This is a genomic window from Marinimicrobium sp., assembly GCF_002695945.1.
Taxonomy (GTDB): Bacteria; Pseudomonadota; Gammaproteobacteria; order Pseudomonadales; family Cellvibrionaceae; genus Marinimicrobium; species Marinimicrobium koreense.
Genome location: NZ_NZQP01000026.1, coordinates 65,717 through 83,080, shown reverse-complemented (window position 1 = coordinate 83,080; position 17,364 = coordinate 65,717). Strand labels below are relative to the sequence as shown.

17 protein-coding genes are annotated in these 17,364 nt (G+C 59.7%); 9 read left to right on the top strand and 8 right to left on the bottom strand.

What is annotated here, in order from left to right; all coding sequences use genetic code 11:
• Window positions 1–26: 26 nt before the first annotated feature.
• Window positions 27–1,244, top strand: a complete 1,218-nt coding sequence (locus tag CMG77_RS06665; protein WP_286805100.1) for an MFS transporter — start codon at window positions 27–29, stop codon at window positions 1,242–1,244.
• Between the two features lie 59 nt (window positions 1,245–1,303).
• Complete coding sequence (locus CMG77_RS06660; protein WP_123637789.1) at window positions 1,304–2,062, top strand: lipoprotein intramolecular transacylase Lit; 759 nt, start codon at window positions 1,304–1,306, stop codon at window positions 2,060–2,062.
• Here CMG77_RS06660 and djlA read toward each other — a convergent pair.
• The 3 genes from djlA to CMG77_RS06645 are packed head-to-tail and all read right to left on the bottom strand — an operon-like array spanning window position 2,037 to window position 5,147.
• Window positions 2,037–2,843 (bottom strand): co-chaperone DjlA, encoded by an 807-nt coding sequence (gene djlA / locus CMG77_RS06655; protein ID WP_246004425.1) that lies wholly within the window; start codon window positions 2,841–2,843, stop codon window positions 2,037–2,039. The two genes, CMG77_RS06660 and djlA, sit on opposite strands and share 26 nt — an antisense overlap.
• A 35-nt stretch (window positions 2,844–2,878) precedes the next feature.
• On the bottom strand, window positions 2,879–4,501 hold the full coding sequence (locus CMG77_RS06650) for a protein adenylyltransferase SelO (RefSeq protein ID WP_286805101.1): 1,623 nt from the start codon (window positions 4,499–4,501) through the stop codon (window positions 2,879–2,881).
• 34 nt (window positions 4,502–4,535) lie between these two features.
• Entirely contained in the window at window positions 4,536–5,147 is a 612-nt protein-coding gene (locus tag CMG77_RS06645) for a hypothetical protein (protein WP_123637791.1), read from the bottom strand.
• 339 nt (window positions 5,148–5,486) lie between these two features.
• Between CMG77_RS06645 and CMG77_RS06640 the strand changes: the two genes are divergently transcribed.
• Complete coding sequence (locus CMG77_RS06640; RefSeq protein ID WP_123637792.1) at window positions 5,487–6,233, top strand: proteasome-type protease; 747 nt, start codon at window positions 5,487–5,489, stop codon at window positions 6,231–6,233.
• Here CMG77_RS06640 and CMG77_RS06635 read toward each other — a convergent pair.
• From CMG77_RS06635 to CMG77_RS06620, 4 genes are all read right to left on the bottom strand, one after another.
• The gene (locus tag CMG77_RS06635; RefSeq protein ID WP_286805104.1) at window positions 6,187–7,203 is read right to left on the bottom strand and encodes a zinc-binding metallopeptidase family protein; all 1,017 of its coding nucleotides are present in this window, start codon (window positions 7,201–7,203) and stop codon (window positions 6,187–6,189) included. The genes CMG77_RS06640 and CMG77_RS06635 overlap by 47 nt on opposite strands.
• 5 nt (window positions 7,204–7,208) lie before the next feature.
• Window positions 7,209–8,171 carry an alpha-E domain-containing protein gene (locus CMG77_RS06630; RefSeq protein ID WP_024460698.1) on the bottom strand — a complete coding sequence of 321 codons (963 nt, stop codon included), beginning with the start codon at window positions 8,169–8,171 and terminating at the stop codon, window positions 7,209–7,211.
• 1 nt (window position 8,172) lies between these two features.
• The gene (locus tag CMG77_RS06625) at window positions 8,173–9,621 is read right to left on the bottom strand and encodes a circularly permuted type 2 ATP-grasp protein (RefSeq protein ID WP_123637794.1); all 1,449 of its coding nucleotides are present in this window, start codon (window positions 9,619–9,621) and stop codon (window positions 8,173–8,175) included.
• Between the two features lie 121 nt (window positions 9,622–9,742).
• Window positions 9,743–10,405 (bottom strand): 2OG-Fe(II) oxygenase, encoded by a 663-nt coding sequence (locus tag CMG77_RS06620; protein WP_286805108.1) that lies wholly within the window; start codon window positions 10,403–10,405, stop codon window positions 9,743–9,745.
• Window positions 10,406–10,517: 112 nt separating this feature from the next.
• Between CMG77_RS06620 and CMG77_RS06615 the strand changes: the two genes are divergently transcribed.
• Window positions 10,518–10,781: a hypothetical protein gene (locus CMG77_RS06615; RefSeq protein WP_246004354.1), complete on the top strand. Its 264-nt coding sequence runs from the start codon at window positions 10,518–10,520 to the stop codon at window positions 10,779–10,781.
• A gap of 35 nt (window positions 10,782–10,816) precedes the next feature.
• On the opposite strand, the gene CMG77_RS06610 is transcribed toward CMG77_RS06615, so the two are convergent.
• Entirely contained in the window at window positions 10,817–11,152 is a 336-nt protein-coding gene (locus CMG77_RS06610) for a DUF1820 family protein (RefSeq protein WP_024460702.1), read from the bottom strand.
• Window positions 11,153–11,322: 170 nt separating this feature from the next.
• On the opposite strand from CMG77_RS06610, the gene miaB reads away from it, so the two are divergent.
• The 5 genes from miaB (at window position 11,323) to lnt (ending at window position 17,278) form a co-directional block, all read left to right on the top strand.
• On the top strand, window positions 11,323–12,699 hold the full coding sequence (gene miaB / locus CMG77_RS06605) for a tRNA (N6-isopentenyl adenosine(37)-C2)-methylthiotransferase MiaB (RefSeq protein ID WP_286805110.1): 1,377 nt from the start codon (window positions 11,323–11,325) through the stop codon (window positions 12,697–12,699).
• A gap of 613 nt (window positions 12,700–13,312) precedes the next feature.
• A complete protein-coding gene (locus CMG77_RS06600) occupies window positions 13,313–14,362 on the top strand; it encodes a PhoH family protein (protein WP_286805112.1) in 1,050 nt (349 codons plus the stop codon).
• Window position 14,363: 1 nt separating this feature from the next.
• Window positions 14,364–14,876, top strand: coding sequence for an rRNA maturation RNase YbeY (gene ybeY, locus CMG77_RS06595; RefSeq protein ID WP_286805114.1), 513 nt, complete (start codon window positions 14,364–14,366; stop codon window positions 14,874–14,876).
• On the top strand, window positions 14,866–15,765 hold the full coding sequence (locus CMG77_RS06590) for a CorC family transporter (RefSeq protein WP_024460706.1): 900 nt from the start codon (window positions 14,866–14,868) through the stop codon (window positions 15,763–15,765). The genes ybeY and CMG77_RS06590 overlap by 11 nt, the downstream gene beginning before the upstream one ends.
• Before the next feature lie 4 nt (window positions 15,766–15,769).
• Entirely contained in the window at window positions 15,770–17,278 is a 1,509-nt protein-coding gene (lnt, locus tag CMG77_RS06585) for an apolipoprotein N-acyltransferase (RefSeq protein ID WP_286876195.1), read from the top strand.
• Window positions 17,279–17,364 lie beyond the last annotated feature (86 nt).

Sequence of the window (17,364 nt, the reverse complement as noted above, 5' to 3'; positions counted from 1 at the left end):
CACCTGCTGAAGACCGAGAGGGTACTGTGCAGAATTATTTTCGTTTTATCGCCCAGTCCTGGCCACTGTTGGCGTTTGGGTTTATCAGTATTTTCTGGGGTAACTTCGGGCAGTCGTTTTTCATCAGCTGGTACGGTACGCCCATTCAGGAGTCTCTGGGGCTGTCCGCCGGTCGGTACGGGTCCCTGTATTCCATTGCCACACTGACCAGCGGCCTGCTGATCATGGTGTTCGGGGGGCTGATTGACCGGCTGCCATTGCGTTTCTTTGCCTCCCTTTCTGCCGTGGGGCTCACGCTAGCCGGCATCGTGATGGCGCTGGCCTATCACCCCCTGCTGTTGTTACTCGGACTGTTTCTTCTGCGTTTTTGCGGCCAGGGGCTGCTGCCCCACACCGCACAGACCACCATGGCCCGCTATTTCGACCGGGACCGGGGCAAGGCATTGAGCGTCTCGGCCAGCGGCGTACCGGTCGGCGAGGTGATTCTGCCCATTGCGGCAGTGGCACTGATCACTCTGATCGGCTGGCGGGGCAGTTGGGGCGTCATCGCCCTGCTGACCGTGGTGCTCTACATTCCCCTCATGCTCTGGCTGCTCAAACAGGCCCCGGTGGACACCCGCAGCCGCCCCGCCACTGCGGACGCTGAGGTACTCAAACGCAGCGCCGGGCGGCGGGACATGCTCAAGGATTACCGGTTCTGGCTGGCTCTGCCCACGGTGCTGGGCGGTCCGTTTATGGTGACCGGCATTTTCATCCAGCAGGGTTTTATTCTGGCCGAGAAAGACTGGTCGGCCGCCTGGCTGGCCAGCTGTTTCATTATTTACGGCGTCACCCACTGGGTGGCGCAACTGGTCACCGGCATTCTGATTGATCGCTTCAGTGCCCAGACGGTGCTGCGTTTTGTCCTGGTCCCCCTGACCGGGGCGGTATTTGTACTCGCATACTTGAAAGGCAACTGGGTGGCGCCGCCGTTCATGATGCTGTTGGCCATGACCATTGGCTCCGGCAGTCCCGTGGGGGGTGCGCTCTGGGCCGAGGTGTACGGTACTGCCAAGCTCGGCTCCATCCGCTCCCTGATGAGCTCCCTGATGATCATCTCTACCGCCATCTCACCCTTTCTGTTCGGAGTGCTGATCGACCGGGATCTGACCGCCCTTCAGATTTTCAGCGGCACCGGCTGGGTACTCATTGCCGCCCTGATTCTGGTGCAGTTTTCCTATAAGCCGCAGCAGACAAAACAGTAAGACTTTCCGGATCTCTCGACTCTTGGCATCATGGGTCCTCCACGAATAAAGGAAGGCCCATGCTGACATCACTGCTTCATCAATCCAGCCACTGGTTCAACCGGTTGGCGCTGTGGCCACTTCTGTTTGTCAGCCACTTTCTGGCCGCCAGTCTGCTGGCCTGGCACCTGCTTGCTCAAGTGGACTTCGGGTTTTCCCTGGCCTACCCGCTCCTGGAAATTGATCAGCACATCGAGCGTTTCGGACCGGAAAACCGGTACAAAACCGGGTTTGGCGAGACATCACAGGAAGAGCATGTGCGCCTGTTCGGCGAAATCACCCGCAGCATTCAGAGCAGTGGCGAGGGTCTGGCGGAGATTCAGTACACCCTGCCCAACGGCCAAAGCACCACGCTGATGCGCCTCCCCGAAGTCATTCACCTTCAGGATGTGGCTCGGCTGGTGGATCACTACTATCTGGCGGGCCTGACGGCGGCGGTATTACTGGTCGTATTGGTGCTCTACGCGCGCCAGCGCCAGCTGACACCACCCAGGCCGCGGAAGGTATTGTGGGTGACCGGTGCCAGCCTGGCGGTTGGCGGTGTCGCACTCTGGGTGATCGGCCCGGTGAAGGTCTTCTATTGGCTGCACGAATACGCCTTCCCCGAGGATCATCCCTGGTTTTTCTACTACCAGGACTCCCTGATGACCACACTGATGAAGGCGCCGGACCTGTTCGGTTTTATCGGCGCACTCCTGCTGCTACTGACCCTGATTCTCTGGGCCCTGTCCGGGGCGCTATTGCTGCGCGGTTTCAGGCGCGGGCGCGCTCTTCCTTGATCAGATCATAGGCGGTACGGATTTCCTGGGAGCGCTCGGTGGCCTCCTTGATCATGTCCTCCGGTACCCCCTGCCCGATCAACTTGTCCGGGTGATACTCACTCATCAACTTCCGATAGGCTTTCTTCACCTCGGCATCACTCGCCTCGGGAGAGACACCCAAGGCATCATAGGCCTGCCTGAGCCGGTCCCGGGCTGACGGTCCGCTGGCCCCACCCTGATAGCGCTGCTGGCCACTGAAGCTGTTCTGGGCCTGGATCATCCGCAGCAACTGCTCAAACATGGCGCTGGACAGGCCCAACCCGAGGGCAATCTGACGCAGCACCTGGACTTCCTGCTCATCCAGCTCGCCGTCGGCCAGGGCAATGTTGACCAGGTAGATCAGCAGCATCCGCACCAGATTGGCGCGACGGCCACAGACCTCCCGGAACCGGGCCACCTGGGCATCGGGGTCAAACTCCGTCGCCACGCCTTCCTTGAACAAGGCGATCGCCTGCTGGCGATGCTCGGGGGTAAGCCCCATCTCGTTCATGTAGGCTTCGGTCTGCTTGATTTCGGATTCGGACACCCGACCGTCGGCCTTTGCCAGGTGGCCCAGCAGGCGAAACACCGTCTCGAAGAAAGTCTGTTCGATTTCCCGACGCCGCTCGGGCGAGCCCTCCGCCTGAATCTGGTTGTACCCCTTATCGAAAAGGTGGCCCACCACCAAGCCCAGCAGAGCCAACAAGGGGCCACCCATAAACCAGCCAAGCACACCGCCAATGAGTTTTCCGAGAATCATCATAAATAGATCGTTTCCTTTAACTGTTCAGATCATCAGGAGCTGCAGGAGAGCATGGAGCAGCCCGCCTTGCGCCGGGCCCACTCGGGCCGGCGGGCAAAGTAAGCGGCGTTCTCTGGCTGTTCGTCGTAGGGTCGACGCAGAAGTTCCTGCAGCCGATGAATTTCACTGAAATCCTCCGCTTCGGCCCGATCAATGGCCTGCTGGGCCATGTAGTTGCGCAGCACGTACTTGGGGTTGGTGCGGTTCATCAGGGCCCGCCGCTGAGCGTCTTCGGTACCGTGCAGTACCCGGTCCTGAATCAACCGGTCCCGATAGCGACGCAACCATTCGGCCATGGTGTGCTCGGCTTCGAAGGTCGGTGGCTGGTAGTAGGCTTCCAGGACCGGCTCCAGCAGCTGAGCGCTGTCCGCCTCTTCTCCGGGAGTCTCGCCATCCGGATGGAAATCCGCCAAGCGGCGGAAGAAAATCGTCATATCGATCTCGGCGCTCTGCAATACCTGCTGCAGTTCAGACACCAGCACCGAGTCCCCATCCTCCCAGCGGCTCAGGCCCAGCTTTGCGGTCATATCCCGCTGCCAGCAGCGCTGATATTCCTCGCGATAGACATCCAGCACCGCCTGTAGGGGCTCTACCTCGCCAATCAGAGGATGAATAGCATTGGCCAGCTGAGCGAGATTCCACAGTGCCACCTGGGGTTGAGCGCCGAATCGATAGCGACGCCCCTGGGCGTCGGTGGTGTTGGGAGTCCAGTCCGGGTCGTAGCCTTCGAGCCAGCCATAGGGGCCATAGTCGATGGTCAGCCCCAGTACCGACAGATTGTCGGTGTTCATCACGCCATGGACAAACCCCACCCGCATCCAGTGGGCCACCATCTCGGCGGTGCGCACCGCCACCTCTTCCAGCCATCGCAGGTAGGTGTCACGGCCCGGCGCGCCGAGGTGAGGGAAGTCAGTCTGTATCGTCACGTCGAGCAATTGCTGGAGCAGCTCATGCTCCCCGCGGGCCGCATGCAGCTGAAAGTGGCCGAAGCGGGTAAACGATGGGGCCACACGGCAGACCACCGCTCCGGGCTCCCACTGGACGTTGCCGTCGTAGAACATGTCCCGTTCAACCTTATCGCCAGTGAGTACCAGGCTCAGTGCCCGGGTGGTCGGGACGCCCAGATGGTGCATGGCTTCACTGCAGAGAAACTCACGCACCGAGGAGCGCAGCACCGCCAGACCATCGGCGCCCCGGGAATAGGGCGTGCGCCCGGCGCCCTTGAGTTGCAGGGTCCAGTGCTCACCCGCCTCGTTCAGAACCTCGCCCAGATTGATGGCCCGGCCATCACCCAACTGCCCGGCCCAGTGACCAAACTGGTGACCACCGTAGACGGTGGAGTGCGGTTCCATACCGGGCAACAGCGCGTTGCCGGCAAACACCTCGGCAAACGCCTGGCTGTCACAGTCTTCAGGCAGGAACCCGAGCGTATCGGCCACTTCGCGGGCGTAGGCAACCAGAGTCGGTTTACTGGCCCGTCGCGGGGCAACCCAGCTGTAGCTGGCGCCGGTCACCGGGCGCGGCACATTGTCCGCCACCGGGTCGGCCGGCAAGGCCCTCAACCAGCGGTTATCGAATTGGGGAAGGTGACGAAATGAAGAGGAGGTATCGGTCATGGGGCCAGTATATCATCTGGCCCCATGGCGGGGGTTAATGGACGCGGCGACGGGCAGCCCAGAGGCCACCGAGACCGATCAGCAGCAAGACGAAGCCACCAGCCTCGTTAACCGAAACGGCTGTATCCTGGAACTGCAGGCTGTCCATGGCGAAGATGCCACCGGCAGCGTCAACGACCAGCCTGGAAACATTGGTAAAGTCAGCCGCAATCCAGAGCGGCTGGTTTTCGAAGTCCGGGTTGATCTGCGCGTCGACCAGCTCGCCGACCTTATTGCCCTGACCATCATAAGCCACCAGGGTAATCCAGAACGACATGTTGTTGTAATTGCTGGTCGACGCGAAATAGGCCCCCATAAAATCAAAGGGATTATCGCGGGTAATTTCCAGGTTACTTTCGAACCCCTGATTGAACAGAAACTGGCTACCACTGTGCGCCGCATCGCCGAACCCCGACATACCGGAGTCGCCCAGCCCCCAGCGACTGTCCCAGTTGAACCCCGCATAGCTTTGTTCGGACACACTGCCTTCTGAGGGGTCCAGATCATCAAAGGTAATCAGATCCGCGCTTGCCAGGGGTGCGCCAAGCAGCAGAGCTATAGCGAGGCCCTTTAGCCAGCGCTGTGTGAAATGAATTCCGTCTTTCATAATTCCAGATCCGTGTCATATGCCAATATTTGGTGGGTTTAAGCGCCATCCCAATATGGCATTTAATGCAACGAAAGAGCCAGAATTAAAAAACCCTTTAAAAACAATAGGTTAAATTTTTTCGCGCAAACACCCATCCTCCGACAATGCTTTTGGCGCCAATCCTGTAAAGCGCTTCGACAAAACCCTCCCCGTCAAAACCTGCGTCGGACCACTGAATTCGGGGCCTCGTCGGGCAAATTGACAGCGGTTACCCACCCCTTCGGTCACCCGCTCCTTGACGCTCCGGATGACTGCTCTTAACCTAGGCGCCCTTTGAGTTACTGGGCGAGCCCAACTATGACCTACTGCCTGGCCATCAACGTCGAGAACGGATTGGTGTTCTGTTCGGATTCACGCACCAACGCCGGGGTCGACCAGGTGAGCACCTACAGCAAGATGTACCGCTTCGGAATTGAGGGCGAACGTCAGTTTGTGGTGCTCTCCGCCGGGAACCTGGGCACCACCCAAGCAGTGATTTCCCGCTTGAAGCGGGACATAAAGGATGGTGCCGAACAGAGCCTGAAAACGGTTGAGTCCATGAGCGACGCCGCCGAATATCTGGGTGAGGTCAATCGCGCCCAGCAGGAAAAACACTCCGATAACACCAGCGCCAACTTTGAGGCGAGCTTTATCATCGGCGGGCAGATCCAGGGCGAGAAGCCCCGGGTGATGATGGTGTATCCGGCGGGCAACCATATCACCACGTCGAAAGACACCCGCTATCTGCAGATCGGGGAAAGCAAGTACGGCAAACCGATTCTGGACCGTATCCTGACCGCCAAGACCGACCTGGACACCAGCGCTCTGTGCGCCCTGGTCTCCATGGACTCCACCATGCGCAGTAACCTGACGGTGGGGCCTCCCATCGAGCTGCTGCGCTACGAGAAGGACTCCTTCACCGGTCAGCATAACCGCTTCGATGAAGACGATGAGTATCTGCGGGAACTGAAAAAAGCCTGGGATGCGCGCCTGGTGGAGGCATTCGTTCAACTGCCGCCTATTGACTGGCAGCCGCAATCACCCGATGAATCACACGAAGCTTAGCGATCACTGAGTCGGTCAGCACGAACGGATAGGCGTCCGGCAGGCCCATGCTGCGATTCAGGGCGTTGAGCACCACGGTCAATTCCACCCAGCTCTGGACCAGCTCGTCCACCGAATCCGTCGCCACCACGGGGGCGGAGCCAAAGGCCCGGGCGGTGTCCAGGGTATCCCACATGTGCAGGTAGTGCGCCCAGGTTTCGGCCCAATCCTCCAGCGGGTGTGAACAGGCATAGGCGCTGATGTGGGTACCCTGCCAATTCGGGTTGCCCCCCTGCTTATAATGGCTTTTCAGCGCTTGCTGATAATCCACGTGGGGATTGCCAAACACCTCGATCACCTCCTGCTCCCAGGCCGTCCCCCGCACCAGCAGGTCGTAGTAATAGTGACCGCTCTCGTGGCGAAAGTGCCCGAGAAGGGTCCGGTAGTACTCCCCCAGTTGCTGGCGAATCCGCTCCCGGTAGGCATCGTCCGCCTCGGCCAGGTTCAGGGTGATCAACCCCATGGCGTGGCCGGTGGCCACATAGGATTCACGCACATTGGCGTTGGAGCGGCTGTCCTCCAGGAACGCGAACTGCAGGCCGATTTTGGGCGCCTCATGACGCCCCTGCACCGGCAGCCCGAGCTGCATCAGGGTGTAGATCAGATGGCGTTTGGCCGATTCCAGCTTGGCCCAGTGGCGCACATTCCCGGGGCGTTCCAGGTGCGGTACGATCTTGTTCAATCGACAGGACCGACAGTAGCGGTGACGATCACCGGCGGGCAGCACCCAGTTGCAGCTCTGATATTCGATGTGATTGCGACAGTCGTGAAAGCGTTCGCCCGAGGCACTCACCAACACTCCGTCGGCTTCGCGGATCAGCGCCACCATATCCTGCCGCTCGGGATCAAACCGCAGCAGGCGCCCGCAGTTCAGGCACTCGCTATTATCAAAGAAAACGCGCTGGCCGCAGGTGCACTTGAAGTCTTTCATAGGGGTTATTGGCTCTGGGCCTGAGGGGCGACAGGCAGGAACCAGGTATTGGCAATCTGCCGGTGAATATCCGCCACTTCCAGTTGCACGTTGTCGACGTACTCCTGAAGGCCGGATTCGAGCAGCTCGGGGATGTTGGCACTGCGCAGGCGACGGCGCACGCCGGTCACCGCCCGCAGGGCTTCATCACTGTTGGGCAACTTGTGCAGGCAGGATTCCAGCTCACCCAGGCTGTGGGACACTGAACGCGGAAACATACCGTCCTGCAACAGAAAGGTCACCACATCCTCCGCGTTCACCCGGTCCTGCACATGCTGGCTGTACATCTGATAGGCGCTGAGCGAGCGCAACACACTCATCCAGAGAATATTGTCGTAGGGCTCCAGTACATCTTCCTCACCGCTGAGGTGGGGCAACAGGTTCGCCGAGCCGGCATCGACAATGCGGGTGGTCATATCGGCCCGTTCCAGATTGCGTCCGATGCGGATGAAGTCATAGGCGCTGTTGTGACTCATACAGCCCGCCAGCAGACCGGTGAACTGCTGAATGCTGGCAATGACCGTATGCAGCACGCGGTTGCGCTCGCGCCGGGCCACCGACTTGGACAGATTGTCCTTCACCTCGAGATACAGGTTGTTGATCAGCTCCCAGGCTTCCATGGGAATGATTTCCCGGGTGATACGCGCATTCTCCCGCGCCCAGCTCAGTGAGTTGAGCAGCGAGGCCGGATTGTCGCGATCCGACAGCATGAAGCGCACCACCGTGCGCTCATCGGCTTCCTCGGTATCGCCCCGATTGAAGTAATCGCCGGTGCCACTGATTTTGATCAGTGAGCCCCAGCCCACCCGGATACCCCGGGGCAGATCCATCAGCAGGTGAGAGTTGACATTGACCAGGCGCGCCACGTTTTCGCTGCGCTCCATGTATCGGCTCATCCAGTAAATACGTTCTGCAACTCGTGACAACATCTTATTTATCCCCCTCAACCACGATCCAGGTGTCTTTACTGCCACCCCCCTGGGAGGAGTTCACCACAAAGGAGCCCTTGGTCATCGCCACCCGGGTCAGGCCACCGGGGGTGACATGATGATCCCGCCCCTGAAGAATGAACGGCCGCAAGTCGATGTGTCGCGGTTCGGCGTTGCGCGGCGTCACCACCGGCGACGTGGACAGGGACATCAACGGCTGCGCCATATAGTTGCGCGGATTGGCCTTGATCTTCTGGGCGAAGGCTTCCCGCTCTTTCTTGCTCGCCTGGGGCCCCATCAACATACCGTAGCCGCCGGACTCATTGGCCGGCTTGACCACCAGTTTGTCGAGGTTGGCCAGCACATAGTCCCGATCCTTTTTGTCGTTGCACAGATAACTGGGCACATTGGGCAGAATCGGGTCTTCGTCCAGGTAGTATTTGATCATCTTGGGCACGTAGGTGTAGACCAGCTTGTCATCCGCCACCCCTGCGCCGGGGGCATTGGCCAAGGCGACATTGCCCTTGAGCCAGGCGCGCATCAACCCCGGTACACCCAGCACCGAATCGGGATTGAACATCTCCGGGTCGAGGAACAGGTCATCGATCCGCCGGTAAATCACATCCACCCGGGCCAGGCCATTGATGGTGCGCATGTACACCATGTCATCCTCTACCACCAGGTCACTGCCTTCCACCAGCTCCACACCCATCTGTTGAGCCAGATAGGAGTGCTCAAAATAGGCGGAATTGTAGATGCCCGGAGTAAGTACCACCACTTCGGGAAACTCCATGGGGCGCGGAGAAATCGCCGCCAGGGTATCGAACAGTTGGTTGGGGTATTCGGTCACCGGCAGAATGGTATGGTTTTCAAACAGCTCCGGCAGCACCCGCTTGGTGACCTTGCGGTTCTCCAGCATGTAGGACACGCCCGAGGGAACCCGCAGGTTGTCTTCCAGGACGTAAAACTGCCCTTTCTCGTCGCGAATCAGGTCGGTGCCGCAGATATGCGCCCAGACCCCAAACGCCGGCTTCATGCCAATGCACTCCGGCCGGAAGTTTTTGGAATCCGCCAACAGCTCTTCCGGGAAAACCCCGTCCTTGATGATCTTGCGCTCGTTGTAGACATCGTCAATAAAGCAGTTGAGTGCCTTGAGGCGCTGGATCAGGCCGCGCTCGGTTTTTTCCCACTCGCGCTGGGAAATCACCCGGGGAATGATGTCAAAGGGCCAGTCGCGGTCAATATTGCCCGCGTCGCTGTAGACGGTGAAGGAGATCCCCATGGTCTTGATCGCCAGCTCGGCGGAGAGCTTGCGCTCCTGAAGCTCCTCGCCGCTGAGAGAGGCAAGGTAATTGGCCAGATGGCGGGCCGCTTTGCGCGGGTTGCCGGGGGAGCTGATCAGTTCGTCGTAGAAGTCGCCACAGGCGTATTCGCGCCAGTCAATCTGCATAGCCGGATCCCTACTGCTGTGAGTGATGCTCGCGCTGCAACAGCGCGGAATCATTGACGATAGCAGCTCAATCCACAAAGGCCAAGCGGGATTCCTGCTTCCCTGCGCCGGGTAGACGCCACTATCTGGGCGGATCAGGAACCAACGCCGAGCTGTTATTCACCCGGAACCAGCCCGCAATGCTATAGCGCTCACGCTGGGCGGGACGGACTTCGTGGGGGAACACTTCGCTGAGGAAAATCACCAGCTTGCCGTATTCGGGACGGACGCACTCCAGCTCTGACTCACCGTCTTCGGCGTAAATCACCAGCTCGCCACCGTCATTCGATTGCCATTGGGGGTTGAGATAAAAGACCGTGGACAGCACCCGGTTGGACTGCCCCTTGAACGCATCCAGGTGCTTCTTGTAAAAGGCGCCGGGCGGGTAGCTGGCGAAGTGGGCTTCGTAATCAAACAGCCCGAGAAACAGGCGGCGGTTGAGCCCCTGGCGCAGTTGCTCCATCCAATCGAGAAAACCGCCGGCGCCCTCGCTTTGCCCCTGCAACCAACAGATTTGGTCCGAGCGCACAAACCGGTTAACCTGAAAGTCGTCCTGACGGCCAATACCCGCCGGTTTGAACTCCGCACTGTCGAGCTGCTTGAGTTCAATAAACAGCCGATCCACCAGTGCCGGGGGGACAGCGGCGGGTATCACCGCATAGCCTCGGGTTTCCAGTTGCTCGGCGATATAATCCAGCGTGTCGCCGTCGGAGGGGCCCCGGGGCGGTAGGGGTTGGGTGCTCAATCGTGGTCCTGCCTTTACGTTCCGGGGCGCCATGGGACCGGCGCCGTCAGACGGCTATATACCGTAAATTAACGCGGAATACACGCTTTTCAATCGCGAACCCGGCAATTTTATGAAGCACTCATGGCTCGCCGCCCTAAAGGCGCACTACACCGGCTCTCTGGAGCAGGGCTTCCGCCAGTTTCGGTTGGGGGTTTCGCTGTTCTTTCTCGGCGTGGTTGGGCTGTATATCGCCAATACGCTGATCGAACCATCGATCGAGCAGGAGCTTGTGGTATTGGCGAGCTTACTGGTGGGGGGTGCGGGCTTCATCTGGGCCATGATGGCCCACCTGCGGATGCTGATCGGGCGACTGATCCGGTTTTTCAGCCGGTAGGTAGAAAGATCAGCCGCCAGCGATGGCGTCCGGACTCAGTTATCCGAGCCCGGCTTGGGGGCAAAATTGCTGTAGGGGAACTGGGTGACCTTCTCGCCCTTGAATTCACTGATCTTGCCCGCGCCTTCCTTTTCCACCTCATCGATACGAACGATGGCGTGCATGGGAATATAGGAGCGCTTGACCCCGGCGAATTCGTTTTTGAGCTTCTCTTCCGACGGGTCGACCACCAACTGGCTGCGCTCACCGAAAACGAACTCTTCCACTTCAATAAAGCCGTACATTTCGCTCTGATAAATGGCGCAGGCGAAGACCTCATAGACCTGGCCCTGATTGACGAAAATGACTTTGTAGACGGGTTTTGCGGCCATAGTACTGCTCGGGTTTTCCAGACAAATCGAAAGGGCGCGAAGAATAGCACAAATCCCGTGCTGAATAGACCCATTTTTGGGTAGATTTTGATCAATCTATGGGATTTCAGGCCCAAGATCGCTATAATGCGCGACCTCGAATTTGACCATTTTTTAACCAGGTTGTTGCCATGACCACCGAGCACAGCACCCCGACGCCGAAAAAGCTCTACATCAAGACCCACGGCTGTCAGATGAACGAGTACGATTCCGCCCGCATGCGCGACCTGCTGGGCGAATCGCACCAGATGGTGGCCACGGAAAACCCGGAAGAAGCGGACGTGATCCTGATCAACACCTGCTCCATCCGGGAGAAGGCCCAGGAGAAGCTGTTCCACGAGCTGGGCCGCTGGAAGTCACTGAAAGACGCCAAACCGGACCTCAAGATCGGCGTGGGCGGCTGTGTGGCCAGCCAGGAAGGGGAAGCCATCTCCAAGCGGGCGCCCTTCGTGGACATGATTTTTGGCCCCCAGACCCTGCACCGCCTGCCGGAAATGATCGAGACCCCGCGTGGCGACAGCGCCGTGGTGGACATCAGCTTCCCGGAAATCGAGAAGTTTGACCACTTGCCCCAGCCAGAGTCCGACGGGGTCAGTGCCTTTGTCTCCATCATGGAAGGCTGCTCCAAGTACTGCACCTTCTGCGTGGTGCCCTACACCCGGGGCGAGGAAGTCAGCCGTCCGGTCACCGATGTGCTCGCCGAAATCGTGCACCTGGCCGGTCAGGGCGTGCGGGAAATCAACCTGCTGGGCCAGAACGTCAACGCCTACCGGGGCGAAAACAGCGACGGAACCGTGGTCGACCTGGCCGAGCTGATCACCTACGTCGCCGCTATCGACGGCATCGACCGCATCCGTTTCACCACCTCTCACCCGGTGGAATTCAGCGACTCGCTGATTGATGTCTACAACGAAGTGCCGGAGCTGGTCAGCCATATTCACCTGCCGGTACAGAGCGGTTCAGACCGGATTCTGATGGCCATGAAACGCGGCCACACGGCCCTGGAATACAAGTCCAAGCTGCGCCGCCTGAAGGCCAACCGCCCGAACATCAGCTTCTCCTCGGACTTCATAATCGGCTTCCCGGGAGAAACCGACGCGGATTTCAAGGCCACCATGAAACTGATTCATGATATTGGCTTTGATACCTCCTTCAGCTTCATCTACAGCCCCCGCCCGGGCACCCCGGCGTCGGATCTGCCGGACGAGACGCCGATGGAAGTGAAGAAAGAGCGTCTGAAAATTCTGCAGACCCGTATCACCCAGCAGGCCCAGGACATCAGCCGCAAGATGGTGGGCAATACCGAGCGGGTGTTGGTCAGCGGGTACTCCAAGAAGGACCCAGGTCAGTTGTCCGGGCGCACGGAGAACAACCGGGTGGTAAATTTCCGCTGCGATGACCCGGCGTTGATCGGCAAGTTTGCGGATATTCTGATCGAAGAGGCATTACCGAATTCGCTGCGCGGGACCTTGTTGAGCTCCGAGTTGGATCAGGATTGGGCGGCTTGATACTGCGTCAGAGATTGACTCCGTAGGGAGTCCGGGCACGCTACCGGGTAACCTCTTCTCAAAACGCGATGAATACGTCCCTGTAGCTCCCTCGCTTCATCCGTGAAGCGAGGGTTTGAGAAGAGGTTACCCGGCACCGTGCCCTCCGGGGTAAATTCGCGCCCAACGGGGTGCTCACCGGACAAGGGGTGACGGCGGATGCGGGCTTCGCCCTTATCCGCCCTACGCATAGCATGGTAGTTCGTGTAGGGCGGATAAGCGCAGCGCATCCGCCGTTACCCAAGCGAGACGCTACTTCAGAGGTCCGGGAAGGGGAAGACCGTTCAAGACCGTGGAGCGGGGGACCCGCGATTCGAGCCTGCGTGGACGCCCCACATGGATGTGGGAAGTGTCCCGAAGCGCCGGGAGCGCGAAGAGGACCGTATTTACGGCGTGTCTTGAACGGCCTTCCCCTTCCCGGACCGGACGCTCAGATAACCACAAGAGCCTCTTATAACCCAGGGTTCGCAAAACCACCCGGGCTAAGAAACAAACGGCCGAAGATTTGCCTTTTCGCCATCATTTTTATGGTTTAGGCTTAAAGTAAGTCCATAAACAGGAGAACGACACCTCATTGAATAGTCACGCAGTAACCAGCCCCGACGCTGTCACCCATCGGGTGACCCTGGAACCCGACGACAACCGCCGTCTCGCCAGCCTCTGTGGTCAGTTCGACCAGCACCTGCGCCAGATCGAAGAGCGCCTCAATATCCAGATTCGCAACCGCGGCAACCAGTTCGCGCTGACCGGTGATGCCCAGACCACCGAGACCGCCGCTGAGCTGCTCAAGAGCCTCTACCGCGAAACCAACACGGCGGAGCTCACCCCTGACGAAATTCACCTTGCCCTGCAAACCTCCGGTATCGAGGAGCTTATGGACCAACTGAATGACCGCGTGACCGACGAGGGTGCCGCCGAATCCGGTACCGGTGGCGATCAGGCCTCCGGCGGCATGACGCTGATTCGCACCAAGAAGTGCACCATCAAGCCCCGGGGCGGCAATCAGCAGCGCTATGTGAAAGCCATCCAGGCCAACGACATCAACTTCGGCACGGGCCCGGCCGGTACCGGGAAAACCTACCTGGCGGTCGCCTGCGCGGTGGAAGCCCTGCTCAAAGACGAAGTCGAGCGGATTCTGCTGGTACGCCCGGCGGTGGAAGCCGGCGAGAAGCTGGGCTTTCTGCCCGGTGACCTGGCCCAGAAGGTGGACCCCTACCTGCGGCCGTTGTACGACGCCCTGTTTGAAATGCTGGGCTTTGAAACCGTCGGTAAACTGATCGAGCGCAACGTGATCGAAGTGGCCCCACTGGCCTACATGCGCGGTCGCACCCTGAGCAACGCCTTTGTGATTCTGGACGAAAGCCAAAACACCACCCGGGAACAGATGAAAATGTTTCTGACCCGGATCGGCTTTGGCTCCACCGCCGTCATCACCGGCGACCCCAGCCAGATCGACCTGCCCAAAGGCCAGAAATCCGGGCTGCGGCACGCCATTGAGGTGCTGTCGAACGTCAATGGCATCAGCTTCACCCACTTTACCGCCAAGGACGTGGTGCGCCACCCACTGGTGCAGCGCATCGTGGAAGCCTACGACGCCTTCGACGAGAGCCACCCGGACGACTGACGTGCCCCTGACCATCGATATCGCTGTCGCCTCCGAGGACGACGGCCTCCCCTCTTCCGAGCTGATCGAACGCTGGATTGGCGCAGCCCTTGAGGCGGGCGCCCATCAGCCCGATGCCGAGGTCAGCGTCTGTATCGTCGACGAGGCCGAAAGCCAGGCCCTCAACCACCGCTATCGGGGCAAGGACAAACCGACCAACGTTTTGTCCTTTCCGGCCGACCTGCCTGCCGAGCTGGAACTGCCCTTGCTTGGCGATCTGGTAGTCTGCGCCCCGGTGGTGGCGCGGGAAGCAAAGGAGCAGGGCAAAAGCCCCGAGGCCCACTGGGCTCACATGCTTGTGCACGGGACCTTGCATTTGCTAGGTTATGACCATATTGATCCGGAGGAAGCCGACCAGATGGAAAGCCTGGAAACCCGGATTCTGACTCGGTTACACTACCCGTCGCCTTACGACGAGGCCCCGATACCCGGCGCAAGCCAACCAACAGGACAGATTCAAACCCATGAACGATGACCCTCCGAGTAGCAGCCTTCAGACCCGCTACTCCGATAAAGCCGATAAAACCGACCGATCGGACAAGACCGAACGCGCCGACCGGTCCTGGTTGCACAAGTTGATGCAGGCCTTCAACGGTGAGCCGCAGTCCCGCGAGGAACTGCTGGAAATCATCAAAGAAGCCGCCAACAACAAACTGCTCGACCAGGAGGCACTGAGTATCATCGAGGGGGCCCTGGACGTCTCGCTCCTTCAGGCGCGGGAACTGATGATTCCCCGCTCCCAGATTGTCGCCATCCGTATCGACGAAACCCCCAAAGAGTTTCTGCCCAAAATCATCGAGTCCGGCCACTCCCGCTTCCCGGTGATTGGCGAGAGCTTTGATGACATCAAAGGCATCCTGCTGGCCAAAGACCTGCTGCGCATGATGCTCGAAGAGAACACCGACTTCAGTCTGGAGTCGATCCTGCGCCCGGCCAACATCATTCCCGAAAGTAAGCGGGTGAACGTCCTGCTGCGGGAATTCCGGGAAAAGCGCTACCACATGGCCCTGGTCATCGATGAATACGGCGGGATCGCCGGGCTGCTGACCATTGAAGACATTCTTGAGGAGATCGTCGGCGACATCGAAGACGAAACCGACGAAGAGGTCAGCGACGAGTTCATCAAGCGGGTCAGCGATACCGACTTTATCGTCAAGGCCCTGACCCCCATCGACGACTTTAACGACTACTTCGATGCCGGCCTGAGCGAAGAAGACTTCGACACCATCGGCGGCATTCTGATGCAGGAGTTCGGACACCTGCCCAAGCGCAACGAAGTCGCCACCATCGACAACTTCCAGTTCCGGGTACTGTACGCGGACAACCGCCAGATCCATCTGGTGCGGCTGACCCTGATCGAATAACCCCATGACCGAACTGCGAGCGGCGCTGGCGCGCCTACCGGGCTGGGCCGCCTGGCTGCTGTGTGCGGCCGCCGGCGGTCTGGTCCCCCTGAGCTTTGCCCCGTTTGACCTTTGGCCACTGGCGCTACTCGGCCTGGTGGCGTTCGCCCTTTTGTTGGATCAACAGAGTGGTCGCACCGCCTGGTGGCGCGCCTGGGGATTCGGCATCGGCCTCTACGGGGTTGGGGTGTCCTGGATTTTTATCAGCATCCACAGCTTCGGCAATGCCTCGGCCCCACTAGCGGCGGTCATGACCGGGCTGTTTGTGCTGTTTGTCGCCCTGGTGTTCAGCCTGCCGTTTTACCTCTATGGCCGCTGGTTCAGCCAGCACCCACTTGGCCCCCTGCTCGCCTTCGCCGCGCTCTACCTGTTGGGTGAGTGGCTGCGCGGCTGGCTGCTGACCGGCTTTCCCTGGCTGTACCTCGGCTACGGTCATCTGGATACCTGGTTGGCCGGTTGGGCGCCGGTAACCGGGGTGCTGGGGCTGAGCCTGATCCTGTTGTTGACCGCCAGCATCATCGCCCAATGGCTCCTTCGCCCATCCCGCCCGCGCATTCAAATCGCGGCCACTCTTCTGGTGTTTGGCCTTTGGCCCATCGGTTGGGGGCTGAACCAGATTGAATGGACCCAGCCTCAGGGAGAGCCGGTCACCGTCGGTATGATCCAGCCCAACATTCCCCAGGACCGTAAGTGGGACCCGACATTTTTTGAGCCCACTCTGAAGCGGCTCGATGGCCTGAGCGAAGACCTCTGGGACAACGACTGGCTGATCTGGCCCGAAGCGGCCATTCCCAGGGTGTACCACCAGATGCTGCCCTATCTGGAAACGCTCAATGTACGCGCGGAGGAGACCGAGACCGGCTTTATCACCGGGATCATTTTCGATGAGCGACGCAAAGGGGAGTACTACAACAGCGTGGTCGGGCTCGGCCCGGCGCTGGGGATCTACCACAAGCGCCGCCTCGTGCCCTTTGGGGAATACGTGCCGCTGGAGGATTGGTTGCGCGGGCTGATCGACTTCTTTGACCTGCCCACCTCCATCATCAGCCGCGGCCCCTGGGAGCAAAGCGGATTGCAGATTGGCGATGTGGGAATCTCCGCGTCTGTCTGTTATGAAGTCGTGTACCCGGACCTGGTGGCCCGCAGTGCGCGGGATCGGCAGGTGCTGCTTACCATCAGTAATGACGGCTGGTTTGCCGACTCCATCGGCCCGCTGCAGCATATGCAGATGGCCCGTATGCGAGCATTGGAAACCGGGCGGCCGATGATTCGGGCCACCAATAATGGAGTCAGCGCCTTTGTGGGTCATAAAGGTCAGATTGAAAAGCGGGCCGAGCAGTTTGTGCAGACGAATCTCGAGGGCAGTGTGCAACCCCGAAGCGGCATAACGCCGTTTATGGGGTGGGGGAGCTGGCCGGTGGCCATATTGTGCGGGATAGTATTGGTGTTGTTGCGGGTGTTTCCGCGGCGTTAAATTTGGGTGACGGCGGATGCGGCCTCCGGCCTTATCCGCCCTACGCGGAGTGACGTGGGCTGCGTAGGGCGGATAAGGCCGGAGGC

Coding starts and splice junctions, on each gene's coding strand:
- CMG77_RS06660 (WP_123637789.1), top strand. CDS start 1,304: ATGCTGACATCACTGCTTCATCAATCCAGCCACTGGTTCAACCGGTTG.
- djlA (WP_246004425.1), bottom strand. CDS start 2,843: ATGATTCTCGGAAAACTCATTGGCGGTGTGCTTGGCTGGTTTATGGGT.
- CMG77_RS06650 (WP_286805101.1), bottom strand. CDS start 4,501: ATGACCGATACCTCCTCTTCATTTCGTCACCTTCCCCAATTCGATAAC.
- CMG77_RS06645 (WP_123637791.1), bottom strand. CDS start 5,147: ATGAAAGACGGAATTCATTTCACACAGCGCTGGCTAAAGGGCCTCGCT.
- CMG77_RS06640 (WP_123637792.1), top strand. CDS start 5,487: ATGACCTACTGCCTGGCCATCAACGTCGAGAACGGATTGGTGTTCTGT.
- CMG77_RS06635 (WP_286805104.1), bottom strand. CDS start 7,203: ATGAAAGACTTCAAGTGCACCTGCGGCCAGCGCGTTTTCTTTGATAAT.
- CMG77_RS06630 (WP_024460698.1), bottom strand. CDS start 8,171: ATGTTGTCACGAGTTGCAGAACGTATTTACTGGATGAGCCGATACATG.
- CMG77_RS06625 (WP_123637794.1), bottom strand. CDS start 9,621: ATGCAGATTGACTGGCGCGAATACGCCTGTGGCGACTTCTACGACGAA.
- CMG77_RS06615 (WP_246004354.1), top strand. CDS start 10,518: ATGAAGCACTCATGGCTCGCCGCCCTAAAGGCGCACTACACCGGCTCT.
- CMG77_RS06610 (WP_024460702.1), bottom strand. CDS start 11,152: ATGGCCGCAAAACCCGTCTACAAAGTCATTTTCGTCAATCAGGGCCAG.
- miaB (WP_286805110.1), top strand. CDS start 11,323: ATGACCACCGAGCACAGCACCCCGACGCCGAAAAAGCTCTACATCAAG.
- CMG77_RS06590 (WP_024460706.1), top strand. CDS start 14,866: ATGAACGATGACCCTCCGAGTAGCAGCCTTCAGACCCGCTACTCCGAT.
- lnt (WP_286876195.1), top strand. CDS start 15,770: ATGACCGAACTGCGAGCGGCGCTGGCGCGCCTACCGGGCTGGGCCGCC.